This window comes from Methylobacterium sp. CCH5-D2, from assembly GCF_001556475.1.
In the GTDB taxonomy this organism is placed as follows: domain Bacteria; phylum Pseudomonadota; class Alphaproteobacteria; order Rhizobiales; family Beijerinckiaceae; genus Methylobacterium; species Methylobacterium hispanicum.
The window spans coordinates 37,060-55,965 of sequence record NZ_LSIX01000861.1; the positions used below are offsets into that span (position 1 = coordinate 37,060).

Below are 18,906 nucleotides of genomic sequence, written 5' to 3' on the forward strand. Positions count from 1 at the left end.
CGGGATGAACGAGATGCCGTGCGCCTGCTCGGTTCGGCCGAGGCTAATCGCCTCTTAAGATCTTGCACGCATCCTGCGAGAACCTGCTCGGCGAGCGGGCCACAACTTGGCAGGGTTGCCTTGGAACGGAACACGGAACGGCAGGGATTGCCGCCGCATCCGCCATCCGGCGGGCGGGCATGGCGGCGGATCGGGAACGCGGCGGCGACGATCCGCGGCCGGATCCTGTTCGCGTTCCTGACCATGAGCCTCCTGACCGGAGCGCTCGGCCTCTACGCCATCGGCGGCATTCAGCGCGTCGGCGATCTCGTCTACCGGACCTACGACGAGTCGCTGATGTCCATCAACTACGCGCGGGCCACCGCGGCGGACTTCGCCAAGATGCGCGCCGCCTTCGCCCGGCGCAGCGTGGCCGCGGAGCCCGCCGTCGTCGCGAGCCTCGACGGCGAGATCACGGACCTGGCCACGGCGCTGGCGGAGGATCTCGCCATCGCGGTCGAGCGCGCGCAGTCGGAGCGGGCGGTGCGGGCCGGCGAGGGGGTGCAGACGGCGGTAGCGACCTGGGACGAGATGCGCCGCGCCGTCGCGCCCGGGCCCCGCGCGGGCCGCAGCGAGGCCTGGGCCGCCCTCGACCGGCAGGCGGCCGCCGTCGACGCGCAGATCGACCTCTTGGTGAACTACACGGCCGGCGACGGCTTCACGTTCCGGCAGGCCGCCCGGACCCTCGTCGACGAGCAGATCCGCTTCAACGCCGCCGCCACCGGCGCCGCGCTGTTGCTCGCGGGCTTCGTCGCGTGGCTGCTGCACCGGCGCATCGTCGGGCCGCTCGGCGCGGCCTCCGCCGTGGCGCAGCGCATCGCGGCGGGCCGGCTCGACGTCGCGGTTCCGGCCGGCGGCCGGGGCGAGCTCGGCCGCCTGCTCACCGCCATGGCGCAGATGCGCGACAACATCCAGGCGATGATGGAGCGCGAGGTCAGCCAGCGCCGCTCGGCCGAGACGCTGCTCGCCGACGCGCTCCAGAGCTCGCGCGAGGGCATCGTCGTCGTGGACGGGCAGGGGCGCATCGTGCTCGCCAACGCCCGGGCGCTGGAGTTCTTCGAGGGCCTCGGCGGCGCCGTGCAGGCCGGCACCGCGGCGATGCCGGGGACAGGCGCCGCCCCGACGACCGACTACGCCCGGGCGCTCGCCCGGGACGGGGAGACGCGCCTGCCCGACGGGCGCCGCCTGCGGGTCAGCCGCAGCGCCGTGCAGAACGGCGGCTTCGTGGCGGTCTGCACCGACGTGAGCCTCGTCCGCGAGCAGGAGGACCGCCTCACCGAGACCAACAACCGCCTCGATGCGGCGCTCGACAACATGTCCCAGGGCCTGTGCCTCTACGATGCCGGCCGCCGCCTGATGGTGGTGAACCGGCGCTACTGCGAGATCTACGGCCTGCCCGCCGAGGCGGTGGTCCCCGGCATGAGCGCCGAAGAGGTCGTGACCCGCAGCATCGAGGCCGGCAATCATCCGGGCCGCGGCGTCGCCGAGCTGATGCGCCAGGGCCGCAAGGCCTTCGCCAGCACCCTGTTCCAGGAACTCGGCAACGGCCGCGTCGTCGCCATCGCGGCGCGCGAGACGCGAGAGGGCGGGTTCGTCGCCACCTACGAGGACGTCACCGAGCAGCGCCGCGCCGAGGCGCGCATCGCCTTCCTCGCCCACCACGACGCGCTGACCGGCCTGCCCAACCGGGTGAAGTTCGGCGAGCAGGTCGATGCCGCGATGGCGCAGGCCGGCCGCGACGGCGGCGGCTTCGCGGTGTTCTCCCTCGACATCGACGGCTTCCGCCCGATCAACGACACGCTCGGCCGCGCGGTCGGCGACGAGGTGCTGCAGGCCGTGGCCAACCGCCTCTCGGCCTGCGTGCGCGAGATCGACGGCGTCGCCCGCGTCGGCGCCGACGAGTTCGCCATCCTGCAGCGCGGGGTCGAGGGTCCGGAGGAGGCCGCCATCCTCGCCCGCCGCATCCTCGACGTGGTGAGCGCCCCCTACCGCCTCACGAGCCACGGCGTCACGCTCGGGCTCACGCTCGGCATCGCGCTGGCGCCCGGCGACGGCTCGAGCTGCGACCGGCTCCTCAAGAGCGCCGACATGGCCCTCGACCGGGCTAAGCTCGAGGCGCGGGGCGCCTTCCGGTTCTTCGAGCCGGAGATGGACGCGCGCATCCAGGCGCGCCGCCTCGTCGAGCAGGATTTGCGCGCGGCGCTGGCCGCCGAGGCCTTCGAGCTGCACTACCAGCCGATCTACGACCTCGCCTCCGACCGGATCTGCGGCTTCGAGGCGCTCCTGCGCTGGAACCACCCGACCCGCGGCCGGGTGTCGCCGGCCGAGTTCATCCCGGTGGCGGAGGAGATCGGCCTGATCGTGCCGCTCGGCGAGTGGGTGCTGCGCCGGGCCTGCGACGAGGCGAGCCGCTGGCCGGACGGGATCAAGGTCGCGGTCAACGTCTCGGCGGTGCAGTTCACCTCGGCGAGCCTCGTGACGGCGGTCCGCGACGCGCTGCGCAATTCCGGCCTGCCGGGCCGCCGCCTGGAGCTGGAGATCACCGAATCCGTGCTGGTGGCCAATCCCGGCGCGACGACCGCGATCCTGCACAGCCTGAAGGGCTTAGGGGTACGGGTCTCGATGGACGATTTCGGCACCGGGTACTCGTCGCTGAGCTACCTGCGCTCCTTCCCCTTCGACAAGATCAAGATCGACCAGTCCTTCGTGCGCGACCTCGGCGGCCCGAACGGGACCGACTTCATCGTGCGCGCGGTGATCGGGCTCGGCGACAGCCTTGGCATGACGACCACCGCCGAGGGCGTCGAGACGGAGGCGCAGCTCGCTACGCTGCGCGCCGAGGGCTGCGACGAGGTCCAGGGCTACCTGTTCAGCCGCCCGGTGCCGGTCGAGGACGTGCCGGCCGTCATCCGGCGCTGGAACGGCGCCATCCAGCGCGCCATAGCCTGAGACTGGGAACCCTCCGCTGAGCCGCCCCGTTGAATGCAGCTTGCAGTTGTAGGAGTTCCGCGATGCTCAAAGGTGGCCTGCTCTGGCTGATCGGCATACCGCTGCCGATCATCCTCCTGATCTACTTCTTCACCGGCTGGCTGCGCTGAGCCGGGCCGGCGGCGGGCGGGACCCGCCGCCGGCCGGTCGCATCACTCGGCCGCGTCGAGGCGGGGGCGCTCGATCTCGGCGCGCTCCCGCTTGATCAGCTCGGCCGTCAGGAAGGCCACCTCCAGCGCCTGCTCCGCGTTGAGGCGCGGGTCGCAGTAGGTGTGGTAGCGGTCCTGCAGGTCGTCGGCGGTGAGCGCGCGGGCGCCGCCCGTGCACTCGGTGACGTCCTTGCCGGTCATCTCCAGGTGGATGCCGCCCGCGACCGTGCCTTCCGCGCGGTGCACGCCGAAGAAGCCCTCGATCTCCTGCATCACCCGCTCGAACGGCCGCGTCTTGTAGCGGCCGGCCGCGACCGTGTTGCCGTGCATCGGGTCGCAGACCCAGGTCACCGTGCGGCCCTCGCGCTCCACCGCCCGGACGAGCCTCGGCAGGTGCTCGCCCACCTTGTCCGCGCCGAAGCGGCAGATCAGCGAGAGGCGCCCCGCCTCGTTCTCCGGGTTAAGCTGGTCGATCAGGCCGATCAGCCCCTCGGCGGTCATGGACGGGCCGCACTTCAGGCCGATCGGGTTCCGGATGCCGCGGGCGTATTCCACGTGCGCGTGGTCGGGCTGGCGCGTGCGGTCGCCGATCCACAGCATGTGGCCCGAGGTGGCGTACCAATCGCCGGAGGTCGAATCGACGCGGGTCAGCGCCTCCTCGTAGCCGAGCAGCAGCGCCTCGTGGCTGGTGTAGAAATCGGTCGTGCGCACCTCCTGGTGGGTCTCGGGGTTGATCCCGATCGCCTGCATGAAGTGCAGCGCGTCCGACATCCGGCCGGCCACGTCCTGGTAGCGCGAGGACTGGGGCGAGTCCTTCACGAAGCCCAGCATCCAGCGGTGCGCGTTGTCGAGGTTGGCGTAGCCGCCCGTCGCGAAGGCGCGCAGCAGGTTCAGGGTCGCGGCCGACTGCCGGTAGGCCTCGATCTGGCGGCGGGGATCCGGCACGCGGGCCTCGTCCGTGAAGCCGATGCCGTTGACGATGTCGCCGCGGTAGCTCGGCAGCGAGACGCCGTCGAGCGTCTCGGTCGGCGAGGAGCGCGGCTTGGCGAACTGGCCCGCGATGCGCCCGACCTTCACCACGGGCGAGCCGCCCGCGAAGGTCAGCACCAGCGCCATCTGCAGGAAGACGCGGAAGAAGTCGCGGATGTTGTCGGCGGAGTGCTCGTCGAAGCTCTCGGCGCAGTCGCCGCCCTGGAGCAGGAAGGCCTCGCCCGCGGCGACGCGCGCGAGCGACGCCTTCAGCTTGCGGGCCTCACCGGCGAAGACCAGGGGCGGAAAGCTCGCGATCTGGTCCTCGACCGCCTTCAGCACGGCGGCATCCGGATAAGCCGGGACCTGCTGGATCGGCAGACCGCGCCAGCTCTTCGGAGACCAAGTCTTTGACGTCGAACGCTCGCCCATGATCGTAACTCCCGCCACCTCGCGGCGTCGTTTGGCGCGAATCCTCGCGCGAAGCGGCGCTTATAGGGAGGTTCCGAGGGCTTTGCGAGTGTTCGATGCGCGCCTCCGCCCGGCGTCGCGCGCGGGCGACACCGGTCGGAAGCCGCCGCTTGGATCGGCCGCCGCGATCAACCGCCGCGATCAACCGCCTCTTCGCATCGAGCCCGGCAGGTGGTCCTTCGGGTTGACGCGCCCGCCGCCCTCGTCCGGGGTCACGGCGGTCGAGGGCTTGAGGGCCCGCGGGGCCGACACGCCGTCGTTCGGCTTGTGGGGCGCCTCCGGATGCGCCTCCTTCACGGTCGTGGTGCCCGGCGGCAGGGTGCCGGCGGTGGGCTGATCGATCCGGCTCGCGGCCGACTGGGCCGAGGCCGGCGCGACGAAGCGGGCGCCCAACGGCGCGGCCGCGCAGACGCCCAGGATGGCGACGAACAGGGCGGTCGCGGGCCCGCCGGCACGTGGACGCAGCCCGCGGTGGGGTCGGTTGTCAGGATGGGGCATCGGGTTGCACCCTGTCGGTGTTCGGTGGGGGGAGCCTGAAGGCTCCTGCTCGAGGATCAGAACGCGGCGTGCGCGCGGTCCGGTTCCCGCGGTGGCCGCGTCGGCGGTCCCGCAGGCGCCGGATGGCTCTCCCGGCGTGTCCGGCGACACGTCCCGCGCGAGCAGGGCGCCCGGGGGCGGGATGAATTCAGGGATGGGATCATGTCGACGCACATCGCCGAGATCGCCTGGGCCCTTCGGCCCGGTGAGGATTTCCCGAACGGACGCTACAGCCGCGGACACAGCCTGAGCTTCGACGGCGGCGCGACGCTCGCCGGTTCCGCCTCGCCCCACGTCGTCGGCAGATGGGCCGTGCCCGCGGCGGTCGACCCGGAGGAGATGCTGGTGGCGGCCCTGTCGAGCTGCCACATGCTGACTTTCCTGCACCGCGCCCGGCTGGCGGGCTTCGTCGTCGGCGCCTACCGCGACCGCGCCGAGGGCGTGTTGGCGGAGATCGCCCCGGGCCGCCGGGCGGTGACGCGGGTGACGCTGCGCCCGGAGATCGCTTGGGCGGGCGGCGAGCCCGATGCGGAGGCGCTGGCCCGCCTCCACCACGAGGCGCACGCGGAGTGCTTCATCGCGAACTCGGTCACGACCGAGGTGGTGGTGGCCTGAGGTCGGAGCCGGTCGATCGCGTCCGCCGTCCTGGATCCTCTCTCGGATCCCCTCTCCCCGCGCGGCGAGAGGGGGCCCCGCTCAATGTGCGGGCTGGGACGGCACGCCCTCCTTGTCGTGCGTGCCGAAGCGCTCCACCAGCGTGGCGCTGGCCGCGTTCAGGCCGATCACCGTGACCTGCCGGCCCTGGCGGCGCGCCTTCGTCACCACGCGGTCGAGGGCGCCGACGGCGGAGATGTCCCAGAAATGGGCCGCGTGCACGTCGATGACGATGCCCTCGAGCGGCTCCAGCACGTCGATGGCATCGCCGAAGCCGCCGGCCGAGGCGAAGAAGATCTGGCCCGTGACGCGGTAGGTCCGCACCCGGCCGTCCGCCGACAGATCGGACGTGACGCGGCTGAGCCGCGAGACCTTGCCGGCGAAGAACACGCCCGAGAGCAGCACGCCCACGAGGACGCCGATGGCGAGGTCCTTCGTGGCGACGACGACCGCCACGGTCGCCAGCATCACGGCCGAGGAGGGCAGGGGGTTGGTGCGCAACGACAGGAGCGAGCGCCACTGGAAGGTGTTCAGCGAGACCATGATCATCACGGCGGTCAGCGCCGCCACGGGCACGATCGCCAGCAGGTCCTGCAGCGCGACCAGGAGGACGAGCAGGGCGCTGCCCGCCACGAAGGTCGAGAGCCGGCCGCGCGCCCCCGACGAGACGTTGATCACCGACTGGCCGATCATCGCGCAGCCGCCCATGCCGCCGAAGAGCGCCGAGGCCATGTTGGCCACGCCCTGGCCGGCGCATTCGCGGTTCTTGTCGCTCGGCGTGTCGGTCATGTCGTCCACGATCTGGGCCGTCAGCAGGCTCTCCAGCAGGCCGACCGCGGCCAGCGTCGCCGCGTAGGGCAGGATGATGCGCAGGGTCTCGAAGGTGAGGGGGACGTCCGGCAGCGCGAAGCTCGGCAGCGCCGAGGGCAGCGCGCCGAGATGCGCGACCGTGCGCACGTCGAGGTGGAACAGAGCGGTGATCGCGGTGAGCGCCGCGATCGCGATCAGCGGAGACGGCACCGCCCGGGTGATGCGCGGGACGCCGTAGATGATGGCGAGCCCCAGCGCGATCAGCCCGTAGGTCGCCGGGGTGACGCCGGTGAGTTCCGGCAGCTGCGCCAGGAAGATCAGGATCGCGAGCGCGTTGACGAAGCCCGTCATCACGGATTGCGAGACGAAGCGCATCAGCCGCCCGAGCCTGAGCAGGCCGGCGAGGATCTGCAGCAGACCCATCAGGATGGTGGCGGCGAACAGGTACTGCACGCCGTGGTCGCGCACGAGATCGACCATCACGACCGCCGTCGCGGCGGTCGCCGCCGAGATCATGGCGGGCCGCCCGCCCGCGACCGCGATCACGCAGGCGATGACGACGGAGGCGTAGAGGCCGACCTTCGGATCGACCCCGGCGATGACGGAGAAGCCGATCGCCTCGGGGATCAGGGCGAGGGCCACGACGATGCCGGAGAGGATGTCGGCGCGCAGGCGCGTGAGGCCGGCGCGCGGTTGGGCTGGGGAACGGGTCATGGAATGTCCGCAGGAGACGTCGGCCCGCACGCGGCGCGTGGGGGTACGGACGGTCTCGATTGCGTGGTCCGGCGGATCGGCGGCCGGAAGAGCCACCCGGGCTTTCACCGGGTCCAGGCGGATGAGGGCGGTCTAGCAGACTTGCGGTGCATCGCAACATGTTGCGGGCGCGCCGCGTCCGCTGTCGCGTCCCCCACCGCGTCCCTGCTTCGCCTCAGGCGCCGTCCGGGCCGGTGCGGTCGGGGCGCACCAGGCTGCCGAGCGCGCAGCCCGCCGCGTAGGCCGCGAGCATCAGCGCGCCGCCGTCCAGCCAGAGGCCGGCCACCCCCGTGACGAGCCCCGCGGCGGCGACGCCCCCGAGGCCGAGCACGGCGGCGGCGAGGCCGAGCGGGACCGCGCGGTCCCGCGGCCAGCCCGAGAGGGCGCCGATGCCGAGCCCGAGGAGGAGGGCCACGGCTAGTCCCGGCCAGAGGCCGGCCAACAGAACGATCACGCGGCGTCACCTCCCAGCGGCCCGCGGCTGGCATGCGGGCGCGTCCGGCGCAAGGATGGGTCAGGGGCTCGGCGCCAGGGCCACGCTGCGGCGCTCGCCCGCCGGCCCGTCGCCGAGCGCCACCTGATCGGCGCCCGCGCCCGCCTGGAGGAGATAGTCCAGAACCGCCTGGGCGCGCAGCCGGGCGAGATCCTCGCCGGAGGGCTCCGGTGCCGGCTCCGGCTTCGCGGCGGACTTCGCCGCCGGCTTGCCCTTGGCCGCCTTTCCCTTCGTGCCTTTCTCCGGAGCCTCGGCCGGCTTGGGCTCCGGTGCGGGCTCCGGCGGCTTCACGTCCTGCGGCCGCTTGGTGCCCGGCGGGTCGGCGTGGCCGGTCACTGCGAGCCGCAGGGTTGGGCAGGCCTTCGCGAGGGCGGCGGCGGCGTCGAGGATCGGGTACATCGCCGCCGTCAGGGCGGTGCTGCCGGGCTCGAAGCGGAGGCGCTCGTTCCAGGCGGCGTCGAAGCCCGCGCGGCAGGACTCGGCGTCGCGCCGCGGCGCGGCCCCGCGCGGCAGCACCGCGACCCGGCTGGTCCAGCCCGCGGGGAGCGCCCGGGGCAGACTCTCGGCCACGCGCGCGGCGCTCTCGCGATAGAGGCTCTCGCCGGTGAGCGCGAGCTGGGCGTCCGCCACCGCGATCTCGCCCTCGGCGAGGTTCGCCAGCGCCGGCACGGCCGCCTCCAGGGCGGCGGCGAGGTTCGGCGGCGCGCCGTCCGCCAAGCGGGTTCGGTCGAGGACGCGCTCGCGGAAGAAGCGCGCGCGCAGGGCCGCCAACAGCCGCTCGCGCGCCTCCGGGCTCGGCAGGTGGCCCGCGACCACGACGCTGTCGGCCTCGCGGCGCAGGCTCACCCGGTAGGGCGAGAGCGGCCGCACCGCGAGCGTCATCGTGCCGGCCGCGACTCCCTTGGGCAGGCGCGCGCGCATCAGCGCCTCGGCCTCGCCCACCGCCTGCGCGTCGAGGGCGTCGCCCGTGACGGTGACCCGGCCGTTCTCGAAGGCGACGCGCCCGCTCTGCAGGAGGTCGGCGAGCGCCAGCATCGCCCCGGCCAGCGCGCGCGGCTCGATCCCGGGGGCCAGGCCGCGCGCGGTCCGGGTGCGGTCGTCCACGAAGGCGCCGCCCGCGGCCTCGGCGGCCGCCCGCCGGATCTCGGCCCGCGCGCTCTCCGAGACCGTGTTGCCCGTGAGCACGAGACCGCCGCCGGACACGCGCTCCACCCCGAAGCGAAAATCGGCCACGCTCGGCGGCAAGATGTCGATGCGCCCGATGCTGTAGCCGCGCGGCGGCTCGCCGAGGCCGGCGCGCAGCGCGTCGTAGGCCTCCACGTCCACCGCCTCGCCGGAGGCCGAGATCACGGTGTCGGTGAGGCTGACCCGGGCGCCGGGGGCGAGGCGCGACAGTTTCGCGGCGGCGTAGGCGGCGGCCGCGGGGAAGTCCGGCGGGGCGCCGCGGGCGGCGCGGGCCTCGTCGTCGAGGGCCGCGCCGGCCGGCAGGGCGGCGACCAGCACCGCCTCGAAGGCGCGGCGGCCGATCTCGGCCGGGCGGCTTCCGGTGAGTGCGACGCCCGTCCCGGTGCGCTCCGCCGACCAGACGAAGGGCGCGGCCGTCTCGACGAGGCCGATGTCGGAGACGATCCGGCGCGGGCTCGGCAGGGCGGCGAGCCGCGTCAGGGCGGCGGCGCGCTCGGCCTCGCCCGGCGCCTCGCCCCGGGCCGCGAGATCGCGGCCCCGCGCGGCGACCCGCAACCAGGGTTCGCCCTCGCGATCCTCCGTGAGGCGCACCACCATGGGGTGACGCTCACCCCGAGAGTTCCGGGCCGCCCAGCGGCCCCGCGACGCTTCCGTCCGGTGGATCCGGGGAAGGCCCGCCGGGATCGCCTCGGGTTCCGGCGGGGTCCGCTGCCCTCGAATGGGGCGGCCAACAACGGAGGTTCGACCGATGGCAAGCGGAATGCAGTCCGCAACGCAGAGCGGAACACATCTGGAAAGACCGAGCAGCCTGTCCGGGCTGACGGAAGCGGAGGCCAAGGAGTTCCACGCGATCTTCCTGACGAGCTTCATCGTCTTCACGGCGATCGCCGTGGTGGCCCACATCCTGGTCTGGCTGTGGCGGCCCTGGCTGCCCGGCCCGCAGGGCTACGCGTCCCTTGAGGGGGCGGGCGAGACCGTCCGCGCCCTCACCACGCTCATCGGCTGAGGGAGGATCCCGTGCACAAGGTCTGGCTCCTGTTCGACCCGCGCCGCACCCTGGTGGCCCTGTTCACCTTCCTGTTCGTGCTGGCGCTGCTGATCCACTTCATCCTGCTCTCGACGGACCGGTTCAACTGGCTGGAGGGGCCCAAGCGCGCCGCCCAGGCGCAGAGCCTCGTCCTGCCGCAGATGCCGGCCTGACCGACCGGCCGCGGCGCCCCGGCGCCGCGGCCCACACGACCAACCCACGCGCACGGTCTGAAAAGCCCGTCCCGGGAGGAGACGCGCCATGGCGATGCTGAGCTTCGAGCGCAAATACAGGGTCCGGGGCGGCACGCTCCTCGGCGGCGACCTGTTCGACTTCTGGGTCGGGCCCTTCTACGTCGGCTTCTTCGGGGTCACGACGCTGTTCTTCTCGGTGCTCGGCACCGCGCTGATCCTCTACGGAGCGGCGATCGGGCCGACCTGGAACATCTGGCAGATCAACATCGCGCCGCCCGACCTCAAGTACGGGCTGGCGCTGGCGCCGCTCAAGGAGGGCGGCCTCTGGCAGATCATCACGATCTGCGCGATCGGGGCCTTCGCGTCCTGGGCCCTGCGCGAGGTCGAGATCTGCCGCAAGCTCGGCATCGGCTACCACGTGCCCTTCGCCTTCTCGGTGGCGATCTTCGCCTACGTGGTCTTGGTGGTGGTGCGCCCGCTTCTCATGGGTGCCTGGGGCTACGGCTTCCCGTACGGGATCCTGAGCCACTTGGACTGGGTCTCCAACACCGGCTACCAGTATCTCCACTTCCACTACAATCCCGCGCACATGCTCGCGGTGACGTTCTTCTTCACCACGACCTTCGCGCTGGCGCTGCACGGCTCGCTGATCCTGTCGTCCACCAATCCGCCGAAGGACGACAACGTCGTCAAGACGCCCGAGCACGAGGACACCTTCTTCCGCGACACGATCGGCTACTCGATCGGCACGCTCGGCATCCACCGGCTCGGCCTGTTCCTGGCGCTCTCGGCCGGGTTCTGGAGCGCGGTCTGCATCGTGATCAGCGGGCCGTTCTGGACCCGCGGCTGGCCCGAATGGTGGGGCTGGTGGCTGAACCTGCCGGTCTGGCGCTGAAGGGGAGGGGGCCGTGGCCTACTACCAGAACATCTTCACCCAGGTTCAGGTGCGCCCGCGCGTGCCGGAGCACGGCATCCCGGTCGCGGTCGACGCCCGCGTGGGCCGCCCCTTCAACAGCTACCTGTTCGGGCTGATCGGCAACGGCCAGGTCGGGCCGATCTACGGCGGCTATCTGGGCGCACTCTCGCTCGCCTGCGGGCTGATCGCCTTCGAGATCATCGGGCTCAACATGTGGGCGTCCGTGAACTGGGACCCGGTCCAGTTCGTGCGCCAGCTCCCCTGGCTGGCGCTGGAGCCGCCGCTCCCGAAGTACGGGCTCAAGGTGCTGCCGCCCTTGAACGAGGGCGGCTGGTGGCTGATCGCCGGCTTCTTCCTCACCGCCTCGATCCTGCTCTGGTGGCTCCGTCTCTACCGGCGGGCCCGCGCCTTGGGCCTCGGCACCCACGTACCCTGGGCCTTCGCCTCGGCGATCTGGCTCTACCTCGTGCTGGGCTTCATCCGGCCGCTGATGATGGGCTCGTGGAGCGAGGCGGTGCCCTTCGGCATCCTGCCCCACCTCGACTGGACCGCGGCCTTCTCGCTGCGTTACGGCAACCTCTTCTACAACCCCTTCCACATGCTCTCGATCGTCTTCCTGTACGGATCAACGCTGCTCTTCGCGATGCACGGGGGCACCATCCTGGCCTGCTCGCGCTACGGGGCCGAGCGCGAGATCGACCAGATCGTCGATCGCGGCACCGCCACCGAGCGCGCCGCCCTGTTCTGGCGCTGGACCATGGGCTTCAACGCCACGATGGAATCCGTCCACCGCTGGGCCTGGTGGTTCGCGGTGCTCACCACGCTCACCGGCGGCATCGGCATCCTGCTCACCGGGACCGTGGTCGACAACTGGTACCTCTGGGCGGTCAAGCACGGCGTCGCGCCGGCCTACCCGGAGGTGTTCGGGCCGATCCACGATCCTCTCAAAGCCACGGGAGCCACGCCATGAAGACGGTCGGCGCCATCGTCGCGGGCGTGGTGGCCCTGTTCCTCACGATCGCGCAGTTCGGCACGGCGGGCTGGACCAGGCCCCCGATGCTCAACCAGCAGCACGGCTTCCGCGGCACCGGCATGGACGTGATCCAGACGAAGGCCGGCGCCGCGGAGATCAAGGCCGCGAACGTCGCACCCGTGCCGGCCGACCCGGTCGAGGCCGGCACCGACAAGGCCGGCGCGGTCTACGAGAACGTGAAGGTGCTCCAGGACCTCCCGGTCGAGGAATTCAACCGCCTGATGGTCTCGATGACCGAGTGGGTCTCGCCGCAACAGGGCTGCACCTACTGCCACAACACCGAGAACATGGCGGACGACAGCCTCTACCAGAAGCGGGTCGCCCGGCGGATGCTGCAGATGACCCAGCACATCAACACGGACTGGAAGGAGAAGCACGTCGGGGAGGCCGGCGTGACCTGCTACACCTGCCACCGCGGCAACCCGGTGCCGGCCCAGATCTGGTTCGACGCGCCGAGCCCGACGCGGGGCTTCATCGCCCGCAACAACGGCCAGAACCTCGCCACGCCCTCCACGGGACTGGCCTCGCTGCCCTACACCTACCTGCAGGACTACCTCGCAAGGCCCGATCCCGACCAGGGCGCGATCCGGGTGAACGCCACGACGGCCCTGCCCGAGAGCCCCGGCAAGCCGATCCAGGCGGCCGAGCGCACCTTCGCGCTGATGATCCACATGTCGGAATCGCTCGGGGTGAACTGCACCTACTGCCACAACACCCGCGCGGTGGCGGAGTGGTCGCAGAGCGCGCCCCAGCGCACGCTCGCCTGGCACGCCATCCGGATGGTGCGCGACCTCAACGCGAACTACCTGACACCGCTGACGAGCGTGTTCCCGGCCAGCCGCCTCGGCCCCAAGGGCGACGCGCCGAAGCTCAACTGCGCCACCTGCCACAACGGCCAGAGCAAGCCGCTCGGCGGCGCCCACGTGGTCGAGGCCTACCCGGAACTCGCCGTGGCGCCCGCCACCACGAGCGGGCCGCAGGGGGTGCCGGCGCCGGCCGCGCAGTAACCGGATGGCGGGTCTCGGCTCGGCCGGGTGAGAACCGCGCCGCCCTCCCGTGCGCGAGAGGGTTGGGATGAGGGACGAGAACGTTTCGGATCAGGCGAGCCGCCGCCGCGGAACCGCGGAGCCCTGTCCCAAAGGCTCCGGGTCCCACACCCGGCTTTCTGCGAAAGCAGCCCGCTCCCGCTAGAGCGCTCTTGCGCCGAAGTGGACGCCGGTTCGGCGCAAGAGCGCGCGTTGATACAGGAGGTTGGAGCACCCGCGCCTCATTCGCGTTTCCGCGAAGTCTCGTCGAAGCAGATCTCCTCGAAGAGCGTCCGTGGCGGTGCGGAGAGCCGGGTACGTGCCCGCGCTCCGCACGCCTCCGACGATTACTCCGCCGCCATCGTCGCGGCCCGGGTCGCCCCGGTCGTGTCGGGCGCGCCCGGCATCGCCTGCGTGCTGAACTGCGGCTGCGGGCGCAGCGCCCCGTCCGCGCTCTCGCGCGCGACCGCGGCGGGCAGGAACTGGGCGAGCGCCACCGGCACCCGCTCCGGCCGCAGCCCGAGATCGCGGGCGAAGGCCTGGGCGATTGCGGGCGGGAGGAGGCGGGCGAAGGCCTCGGCCGGGACCGGCTCGTTCGCGCCCCGCCCGAGCCAGGACGACACCGCCCCACCGTGGCCGTCCGCGCGCAGCGCGTCCAGCAGGGCCGGCAGGCCGCCGGGGAAGAACTTCGCCGCGGCGAGCGCCAGGCCGTCCGCCCCCTTCGCGTCGAGGGCCTGCTCCAGCCTCGCGCCGAGCCCGCCGAGAACCGTCGTCACGCTGCCGAGCACGTCCATCCTCCGCCGTTGCGGCGCCGGACCGGCGGCGCCGTGCCGCTGCAAGCTCGGGCGCGCGGAGCGGCCGGCAAGGGCGCCGCACGTGCGCTGGCGTACAGGGCGGCGGCAATCCCGGGAAAACCGTCCCGTCGCGCGCGATCCCCCAGCGTGCGGTTGCATCGTCCAAAGCTTTCACAACCGCTGGCGCGTCCGCGAGCGGGGCGCCCGACCACCCCGGTCGTATTAATTCTGCCACACTGTTGTGGCCCCGCATCGGGGATGCCGCGCACGCGAGACAGAACTGAGGAGACGTCCCCCGCGCCCCCCGGCGAGGCCGCCGAGGCGACGCGGGCGGACCCGCGCGGGCCGGGCTGGATCGGGGCCGCCGTGGTGGTCACGGCGCTGGTCTCGGCCACGCTCACCTTCCTGATCCTGGCGGGCGTGATCCAGGTCACCCCGACGCGCACGATCGGCGTGACGCTGCTCGCCATCAACGTCGCGCTGGTGCTCGGCCTCGGGGTGATCATCGCCTGGGAGGCGCGCGTCTTCCTCAAGGCACGCCGGGCCAACGCCGCGGTGGCCCGCCTGCACACCCGCATCGTCGGGCTGTTCAGCCTGATCGCGATCCTGCCCACCATCCTGCTCGCGGTAGTGGCCTCGGTGACGATCGATCGCGGCCTCTCGCTCGGCTTCACCGACCGGGTGCGCGACGTGGTGCTGAAATCCGTGGAGGTGGCCGACGCCTACCAGGAGAACCAGTGCCAGTCGCTCGCCCGCGAGATCCGCATCCTCAACGACGACCTGACGCGCGCCCGGCCGAACTTCGACGTGAACCGCGACTGGTTCGAGAACTTCCTCACCACCCGCGCGACGAATCTCGGCCTGCCGGTCGCCCAGATCATGCGGGGGCCGACCGAGGTGGTGGCCCGCGCCAAGATCGACGTGCTGAAGGCGACGCGCCTGCCCGCGGCCGCGGCCTTCGCGGAGGCGGCCAAGTCGAACGACCCGATCTGCCTGCTGCCGACCGAGGGCCGGGTCTTCGCCGCGCTCCTGCGCATGCCCGCCTACGACGACGCGGTGCTGATGGTGCAGCGGGAGGTGAGCCAGCTCGCCATCGAGTTCCCGGGCGTCTCGCGGGCGGCGGCGGCCGAGTACCTCACCTACGATTCGCTCAGGCGCCAGATCCAGGTCACCTTCGCGTCGATCTTCGTGCTGATCGCGCTGATCGCGCTGCTCTCGGCGGTCTGGTTCGGCATGAACTTCGCCAACCGCTTCGTCGCCCCGATCCGCCGCCTCATCAACGCCGCCGACCAAGTGGCCTCGGGCAACTTCTACGCCCAGGTCCCGGCACGGAAATCCGACGGCGACCTCGCGCATCTGGGCGCCAGCTTCAACAAGATGACGCAGGAGCTGCGCCGCCAGCACGACGGGCTGACGGCGGCCAACGACCTGATCGACCGCCGCCGCCGCTTCACCGAGGCCGTGCTTTCGGGGGTCTCGCCGGGCGTCATCGGCATCGACGCGGGCGGCTACGTCACCATCGCCAACCCGGCCGCCGAGCGGATGCTGGACCTCGCGGGCGAGGCGCTGATCGGGCAGGCGCTGGGGCAGGCGGTGCCCGAACTCGCCCCGGTGCTCGCCGAGGGCGAGAGCCGCCAGCGCGCCGTGCAGCAGCAGATCCAGCTGACGCGCGCGGGCCGCGAGCGCACCGTGACGGTGCGGGTGACGAGCGAGCAGGCCCACGGCACGACCCGCGGCTACGTGGTGACCCTCGACGACATCACCGACCTCGTCTCGGCCCAGCGCACCTCCGCCTGGGCGGACGTCGCCCGGCGCATCGCCCACGAGATCAAGAACCCGTTGACGCCGATCCAGCTCTCGGCCGAGCGCATCCGGCGCAAATACGGCCGGGTCATCACCGCCGACCGCGAGGTCTTCGATCAGTGCACGGCCACGATCGTGCGCCAGGTCGACGAGATCAAGCGCATGGTCGACGAGTTCTCCGCCTTCGCCCGCATGCCCAAGCCCGCCATCGCCGAGAACGACCTCACCGAGATCGCCAAGCAGAACCTGTTCATGATGCGGGTGGCCCACCCCGAGATCGACTTCGCCTTCTCGACGAGCGGCGGGCCCGAGCGCATCACCGCGGCCTTCGACATCCGGCTCCTTTCCCAGGCCATCACCAACATCCTGAAGAACGCCGTCGAGGCGGTGATCGAGGTGCCGGAGGAGATCCTCGGCAAGGGCAAGATCGGCCTCGATCTCGCGGTGGACGAGGGCTTCGCGGTGATCAGCATCACCGACAACGGCAAGGGATTTCCCGCCGAGGGGCGCCAGCGCCTGCTCGAGCCCTACATGACGACCCGCGAAGGCGGGACGGGCCTCGGGCTCGCCATCGTCAGCAAGGTGCTGGAGGAGCACGGCGGGGGAATCGAACTCAACGACAACCCGGCCGGTCGCGGCGGGCAGGTGCGCATGCGGGTGCCGCGCGCGCAAGGACCCGACGCGTCGGCACATCCTGACACAGCGGCCACGACAGTGGAGAAGGGCGCCGCGCGGACGGCCCCCCAGATCGCGGAGATCACCAGATGAGCGCCGATATCCTGATCGTGGACGACGAGGCCGACATCCGCGACCTCGTGGCGGGCATCCTCGACGACGAGGGCCACCGCTGCCGCACGGCCGGCGGCTCCGACGAGGCGCTGGCCGCCATCGAGGCGAGGCGCCCCCACCTCGTCTTCCTCGACATCTGGCTGCAGGGCTCGCGCCTCGACGGCCTGCAAGTGCTCGACCTGATCAAGGCCGGCCACCCGGACCTGCCGGTGGTGATGATCTCGGGCCACGGCAACATCGAGACCGCGGTCTCGGCCATCAAGGCGGGCGCCTACGACTTCATCGAGAAGCCCTTCAAGGCCGACCGGCTCATCCTCGTGGCGGAACGCGCGCTGGAGGCCTCGCGCCTCAAGCGCGAGGTGCGCGACCTCAAGGCCCGCTCGGGGCACGCCAGCCGCATCGTCGGCGCCTCGGTGACGGCGAACCAGTTGCGCCAGACCATCGAGCGCGTCGCCCCCACCAACGCCCGGGTGATGATCACGGGCGCGCTGGGCTCGGGCAAGGAACTCGCCGCGCGCTCGCTGCACCGGGCCTCGGCCCGGGCCAACGGGCCCTTCGTGCTGCTCAACGCCGCCGCGATCCTGCCCGAGACGATGGAGGCCGAGCTGTTCGGCGTCGAGGGCGAGGCGGGGCGCCGGGTCGGCGCGCTGGAGGAGGCGCACGGCGGCACGCTCTACCTCGACGAGGTGGCCGACATGCCGCGCGAGACGCAGAACCGCATCCTGCGCGTCCTCGTCGACCAGAACTTCCAGCGCGTCGGCGGGACGACGCGCGTGCACGTCGATGTGCGCATCATCTCGTCCTCCTCGAAGGACCTCTCCGAGGAGATCGCGGCGGGCCGCTTCCGCGAGGACCTCTTCCACCGCCTCTCGGTGGTGCCGATCCGGGTGCCCGCGCTCTCCGAGCGGCGCGAGGACGTGCCCGAGCTGATCGGGTTCTTCATGGACAACATCTCGGCCCAGACCGGCCTGCCGAAGCGCCGCATCGCCGAGGACGCGATGGCGGTGCTGCAGTCGCACAACTGGCCCGGCAACATCCGCCAGCTCAAGAACAACGTCGAGCGGCTGATGATCCTGACCCAGGCCGACCCGGAGCAGGAGGTCACCTCCGAGATGCTGCCCTCGGAGATCGGCGCGCTCGTGCCGACCACGCCCGCGGGCTCGGGCGGCGAGAAGCTGATGAGCCTGGCGCTGCGCGAGGCCCGCGAGATCTTCGAGCGCGAGTACCTCGTGGCCCAGATCGCCCGTTTCTCCGGCAACATCTCCCGCACCGCCGAATTCATCGGCATGGAGCGCTCGGCTCTCCACCGCAAGTTGAAGTCCCTCGGCATCGGGCCCTGAGAGGTGGCGCGCGCCGTGGAAGTCCTGATGAGGGCGGCGCTTTCGTCACCCGGCAGCGCGGCCCTGCCCTTGCATCGGCCCGGGCTTTGCCGGTGTAATGTTTCCCGACATCGCGCCGGGCCTTGGGGGGCTCCTCGGTGGCCGGCCCCGGCAGGCGCCTCGAAAACCGGATCAAGAATCCAGAATAACAGCCAGGACAACAAAGGATAAAAAAATGGCGGCCGAACGCGCACAGAACCTTCAGGACACCTTCCTCAACCACGTCCGCAAGAACAAGATTCCGTTGACCATCTTCCTCGTCAACGGCGTCAAGCTGCAGGGCGTGGTGACGTGGTTCGACAACTTCTGCGTCCTGCTGCGGCGCGACGGGCACTCGCAGCTCGTCTACAAGCACGCGATCTCCACGATCATGCCGGGCCATCCCGTGCAGCTCTTCGAGCCCGACGAGACCGCGCCCGAGAAGGCGTGAGGGCGTTCAGATCAGGGGGCGGAAGCCGCCGCGTCCTCCCTCCCCCCTCTGCGGGCTATCGTGCTCGCACATCTCCTCGGCGGACCGATTTCCGATATCCACGCTGTCATTCCGGGTTCGCCTTCGGCGCCCCGGAATGACGGGGTGCGCGGCACAAGCTATTGTGTGAATGCGGTTCGCCTCAGCGGGGGAGGGAGCGTGCGGCAAGCGGTCCGGCTCCAGATGATCCGCACCGCTTCCCCGGACGCCCGGAGCGCCAGCGGAGGGTGATCCGGGACCCAGCATCAGGACATCGCGAAGCGTCCGAATCCTCCAGCGACGTATGAAGTTCGAGCCGCTTCGCGGCACTTTCCTCGCTGGATCCCGGATCACCTTCCACTCCGTTCCAGGCGTCCGGGAAAGGGCTCCGCCTCATCCGCGAGGGGCATCGCCTCTGAGCCCCTCCCCGGCGGATCCGGCCTCCGAACC

Annotated in this window: 16 protein-coding genes and 1 other annotated feature; of the genes, 10 read left to right on the plus strand and 6 right to left on the minus strand. The window is 71.8% G+C overall.

Going from position 1 to position 18,906, the window contains the following annotated elements; translation table 11 throughout:
* Positions 1-243 precede the first annotated feature (243 nt).
* Complete coding sequence (locus AX737_RS22845) at positions 244-2,988, plus strand: EAL domain-containing protein (protein WP_156453896.1); 2,745 nt, start codon at positions 244-246, stop codon at positions 2,986-2,988.
* A 191-nt stretch (positions 2,989-3,179) separates the two neighbouring features.
* On the opposite strand, the gene AX737_RS22850 is transcribed toward AX737_RS22845, so the two are convergent.
* Together AX737_RS22850 and AX737_RS22855 are read right to left on the minus strand one after the other, a co-directional pair.
* Positions 3,180-4,577 (minus strand): 3-deoxy-7-phosphoheptulonate synthase class II, encoded by a 1,398-nt coding sequence (locus AX737_RS22850; protein WP_066925224.1) that lies wholly within the window; start codon positions 4,575-4,577, stop codon positions 3,180-3,182.
* A 180-nt stretch (positions 4,578-4,757) separates the two neighbouring features.
* Positions 4,758-5,114, minus strand: coding sequence for a hypothetical protein (locus AX737_RS22855; protein WP_245293492.1), 357 nt, complete (start codon positions 5,112-5,114; stop codon positions 4,758-4,760).
* Positions 5,115-5,315: 201 nt separating this feature from the next.
* On the opposite strand from AX737_RS22855, the gene AX737_RS22860 reads away from it, so the two are divergent.
* Positions 5,316-5,768 carry an OsmC family protein gene (locus AX737_RS22860; RefSeq protein WP_066925226.1) on the plus strand — a complete coding sequence of 151 codons (453 nt, stop codon included), beginning with the start codon at positions 5,316-5,318 and terminating at the stop codon, positions 5,766-5,768.
* 81 nt (positions 5,769-5,849) lie between these two features.
* On the opposite strand, the gene AX737_RS22865 is transcribed toward AX737_RS22860, so the two are convergent.
* The 3 genes from AX737_RS22865 to AX737_RS22875 all read right to left on the minus strand — a co-directional run bounded on the left by AX737_RS22865 (position 5,850) and on the right by AX737_RS22875 (position 9,645).
* The gene (locus AX737_RS22865; protein WP_066925229.1) at positions 5,850-7,331 is read right to left on the minus strand and encodes a SulP family inorganic anion transporter; all 1,482 of its coding nucleotides are present in this window, start codon (positions 7,329-7,331) and stop codon (positions 5,850-5,852) included.
* Between the two features lie 62 nt (positions 7,332-7,393).
* Positions 7,394-7,449: a sequence feature (sul1 is cis-regulatory element that is thought to sense ions involved in sulfur or methionine metabolism; They are found in Alphaproteobacteria), on the minus strand.
* Between the two features lie 96 nt (positions 7,450-7,545).
* Positions 7,546-7,824, minus strand: a complete 279-nt coding sequence (locus AX737_RS22870) for a hypothetical protein (RefSeq protein ID WP_066925232.1) — start codon at positions 7,822-7,824, stop codon at positions 7,546-7,548.
* Positions 7,825-7,884: 60 nt separating this feature from the next.
* Entirely contained in the window at positions 7,885-9,645 is a 1,761-nt protein-coding gene (locus tag AX737_RS22875) for a hypothetical protein (RefSeq protein ID WP_156453897.1), read from the minus strand.
* 151 nt (positions 9,646-9,796) lie between these two features.
* Here AX737_RS22875 and pufB point away from each other — a divergent pair, with 151 nt between their 5' ends.
* From pufB to pufC, 5 genes are all read left to right on the plus strand, one after another.
* Complete coding sequence (gene pufB / locus AX737_RS22880; protein WP_066925275.1) at positions 9,797-10,054, plus strand: light-harvesting antenna LH1, beta subunit; 258 nt, start codon at positions 9,797-9,799, stop codon at positions 10,052-10,054.
* A gap of 11 nt (positions 10,055-10,065) precedes the next feature.
* Positions 10,066-10,248, plus strand: a complete 183-nt coding sequence (gene pufA, locus AX737_RS22885) for a light-harvesting antenna LH1, alpha subunit (protein ID WP_066925235.1) — start codon at positions 10,066-10,068, stop codon at positions 10,246-10,248.
* 88 nt (positions 10,249-10,336) lie between these two features.
* Positions 10,337-11,164 (plus strand): photosynthetic reaction center subunit L, encoded by an 828-nt coding sequence (pufL, locus tag AX737_RS22890; protein ID WP_066925238.1) that lies wholly within the window; start codon positions 10,337-10,339, stop codon positions 11,162-11,164.
* A 13-nt stretch (positions 11,165-11,177) separates the two neighbouring features.
* On the plus strand, positions 11,178-12,155 hold the full coding sequence (pufM, locus tag AX737_RS22895) for a photosynthetic reaction center subunit M (RefSeq protein WP_066925241.1): 978 nt from the start codon (positions 11,178-11,180) through the stop codon (positions 12,153-12,155).
* The gene (gene pufC, locus AX737_RS22900; protein ID WP_066925244.1) at positions 12,152-13,225 is read left to right on the plus strand and encodes a photosynthetic reaction center cytochrome PufC; all 1,074 of its coding nucleotides are present in this window, start codon (positions 12,152-12,154) and stop codon (positions 13,223-13,225) included. Before pufM ends, pufC begins: the two co-directional genes overlap by 4 nt.
* Positions 13,226-13,590: 365 nt before the next feature.
* Here pufC and AX737_RS22905 read toward each other — a convergent pair whose 3' ends face one another.
* The gene (locus tag AX737_RS22905; RefSeq protein ID WP_238230121.1) at positions 13,591-14,037 is read right to left on the minus strand and encodes a YidB family protein; all 447 of its coding nucleotides are present in this window, start codon (positions 14,035-14,037) and stop codon (positions 13,591-13,593) included.
* A gap of 258 nt (positions 14,038-14,295) precedes the next feature.
* On the opposite strand from AX737_RS22905, the gene AX737_RS22910 reads away from it, so the two are divergent.
* The 3 genes from AX737_RS22910 to hfq all read left to right on the plus strand — a co-directional run bounded on the left by AX737_RS22910 (position 14,296) and on the right by hfq (position 18,438).
* Positions 14,296-16,608, plus strand: coding sequence for a PAS domain-containing sensor histidine kinase (locus AX737_RS22910; RefSeq protein WP_066925247.1), 2,313 nt, complete (start codon positions 14,296-14,298; stop codon positions 16,606-16,608).
* Positions 16,605-17,969: a sigma-54 dependent transcriptional regulator gene (locus AX737_RS22915; protein WP_066925250.1), complete on the plus strand. Its 1,365-nt coding sequence runs from the start codon at positions 16,605-16,607 to the stop codon at positions 17,967-17,969. The genes AX737_RS22910 and AX737_RS22915 overlap by 4 nt, the downstream gene beginning before the upstream one ends.
* A 214-nt stretch (positions 17,970-18,183) precedes the next feature.
* Positions 18,184-18,438 (plus strand): RNA chaperone Hfq, encoded by a 255-nt coding sequence (gene hfq, locus AX737_RS22920; protein ID WP_066925253.1) that lies wholly within the window; start codon positions 18,184-18,186, stop codon positions 18,436-18,438.
* Positions 18,439-18,906 lie beyond the last annotated feature (468 nt).

Bases quoted from the DNA above. Each gene is read 5' to 3' on its own strand.
- hfq (WP_066925253.1), top strand. From the start codon at position 18,184: ATGGCGGCCGAACGCGCACAGAACCTTCAGGACACCTTCCTCAACCAC.
- AX737_RS22855 (WP_245293492.1), bottom strand. From the start codon at position 5,114: ATGCCCCATCCTGACAACCGACCCCACCGCGGGCTGCGTCCACGTGCC.
- AX737_RS22905 (WP_238230121.1), bottom strand. From the start codon at position 14,037: ATGGACGTGCTCGGCAGCGTGACGACGGTTCTCGGCGGGCTCGGCGCG.
- pufB (WP_066925275.1), top strand. From the start codon at position 9,797: ATGGCAAGCGGAATGCAGTCCGCAACGCAGAGCGGAACACATCTGGAA.
- AX737_RS22875 (WP_156453897.1), bottom strand. From the start codon at position 9,645: ATGGTGGTGCGCCTCACGGAGGATCGCGAGGGCGAACCCTGGTTGCGG.
- AX737_RS22865 (WP_066925229.1), bottom strand. From the start codon at position 7,331: ATGACCCGTTCCCCAGCCCAACCGCGCGCCGGCCTCACGCGCCTGCGC.
- pufC (WP_066925244.1), top strand. From the start codon at position 12,152: ATGAAGACGGTCGGCGCCATCGTCGCGGGCGTGGTGGCCCTGTTCCTC.
- AX737_RS22850 (WP_066925224.1), bottom strand. From the start codon at position 4,577: ATGGGCGAGCGTTCGACGTCAAAGACTTGGTCTCCGAAGAGCTGGCGC.
- AX737_RS22910 (WP_066925247.1), top strand. From the start codon at position 14,296: ATGCCGCGCACGCGAGACAGAACTGAGGAGACGTCCCCCGCGCCCCCC.
- AX737_RS22845 (WP_156453896.1), top strand. From the start codon at position 244: ATGAGCCTCCTGACCGGAGCGCTCGGCCTCTACGCCATCGGCGGCATT.
- AX737_RS22860 (WP_066925226.1), top strand. From the start codon at position 5,316: ATGTCGACGCACATCGCCGAGATCGCCTGGGCCCTTCGGCCCGGTGAG.
- pufL (WP_066925238.1), top strand. From the start codon at position 10,337: ATGGCGATGCTGAGCTTCGAGCGCAAATACAGGGTCCGGGGCGGCACG.
- AX737_RS22915 (WP_066925250.1), top strand. From the start codon at position 16,605: ATGAGCGCCGATATCCTGATCGTGGACGACGAGGCCGACATCCGCGAC.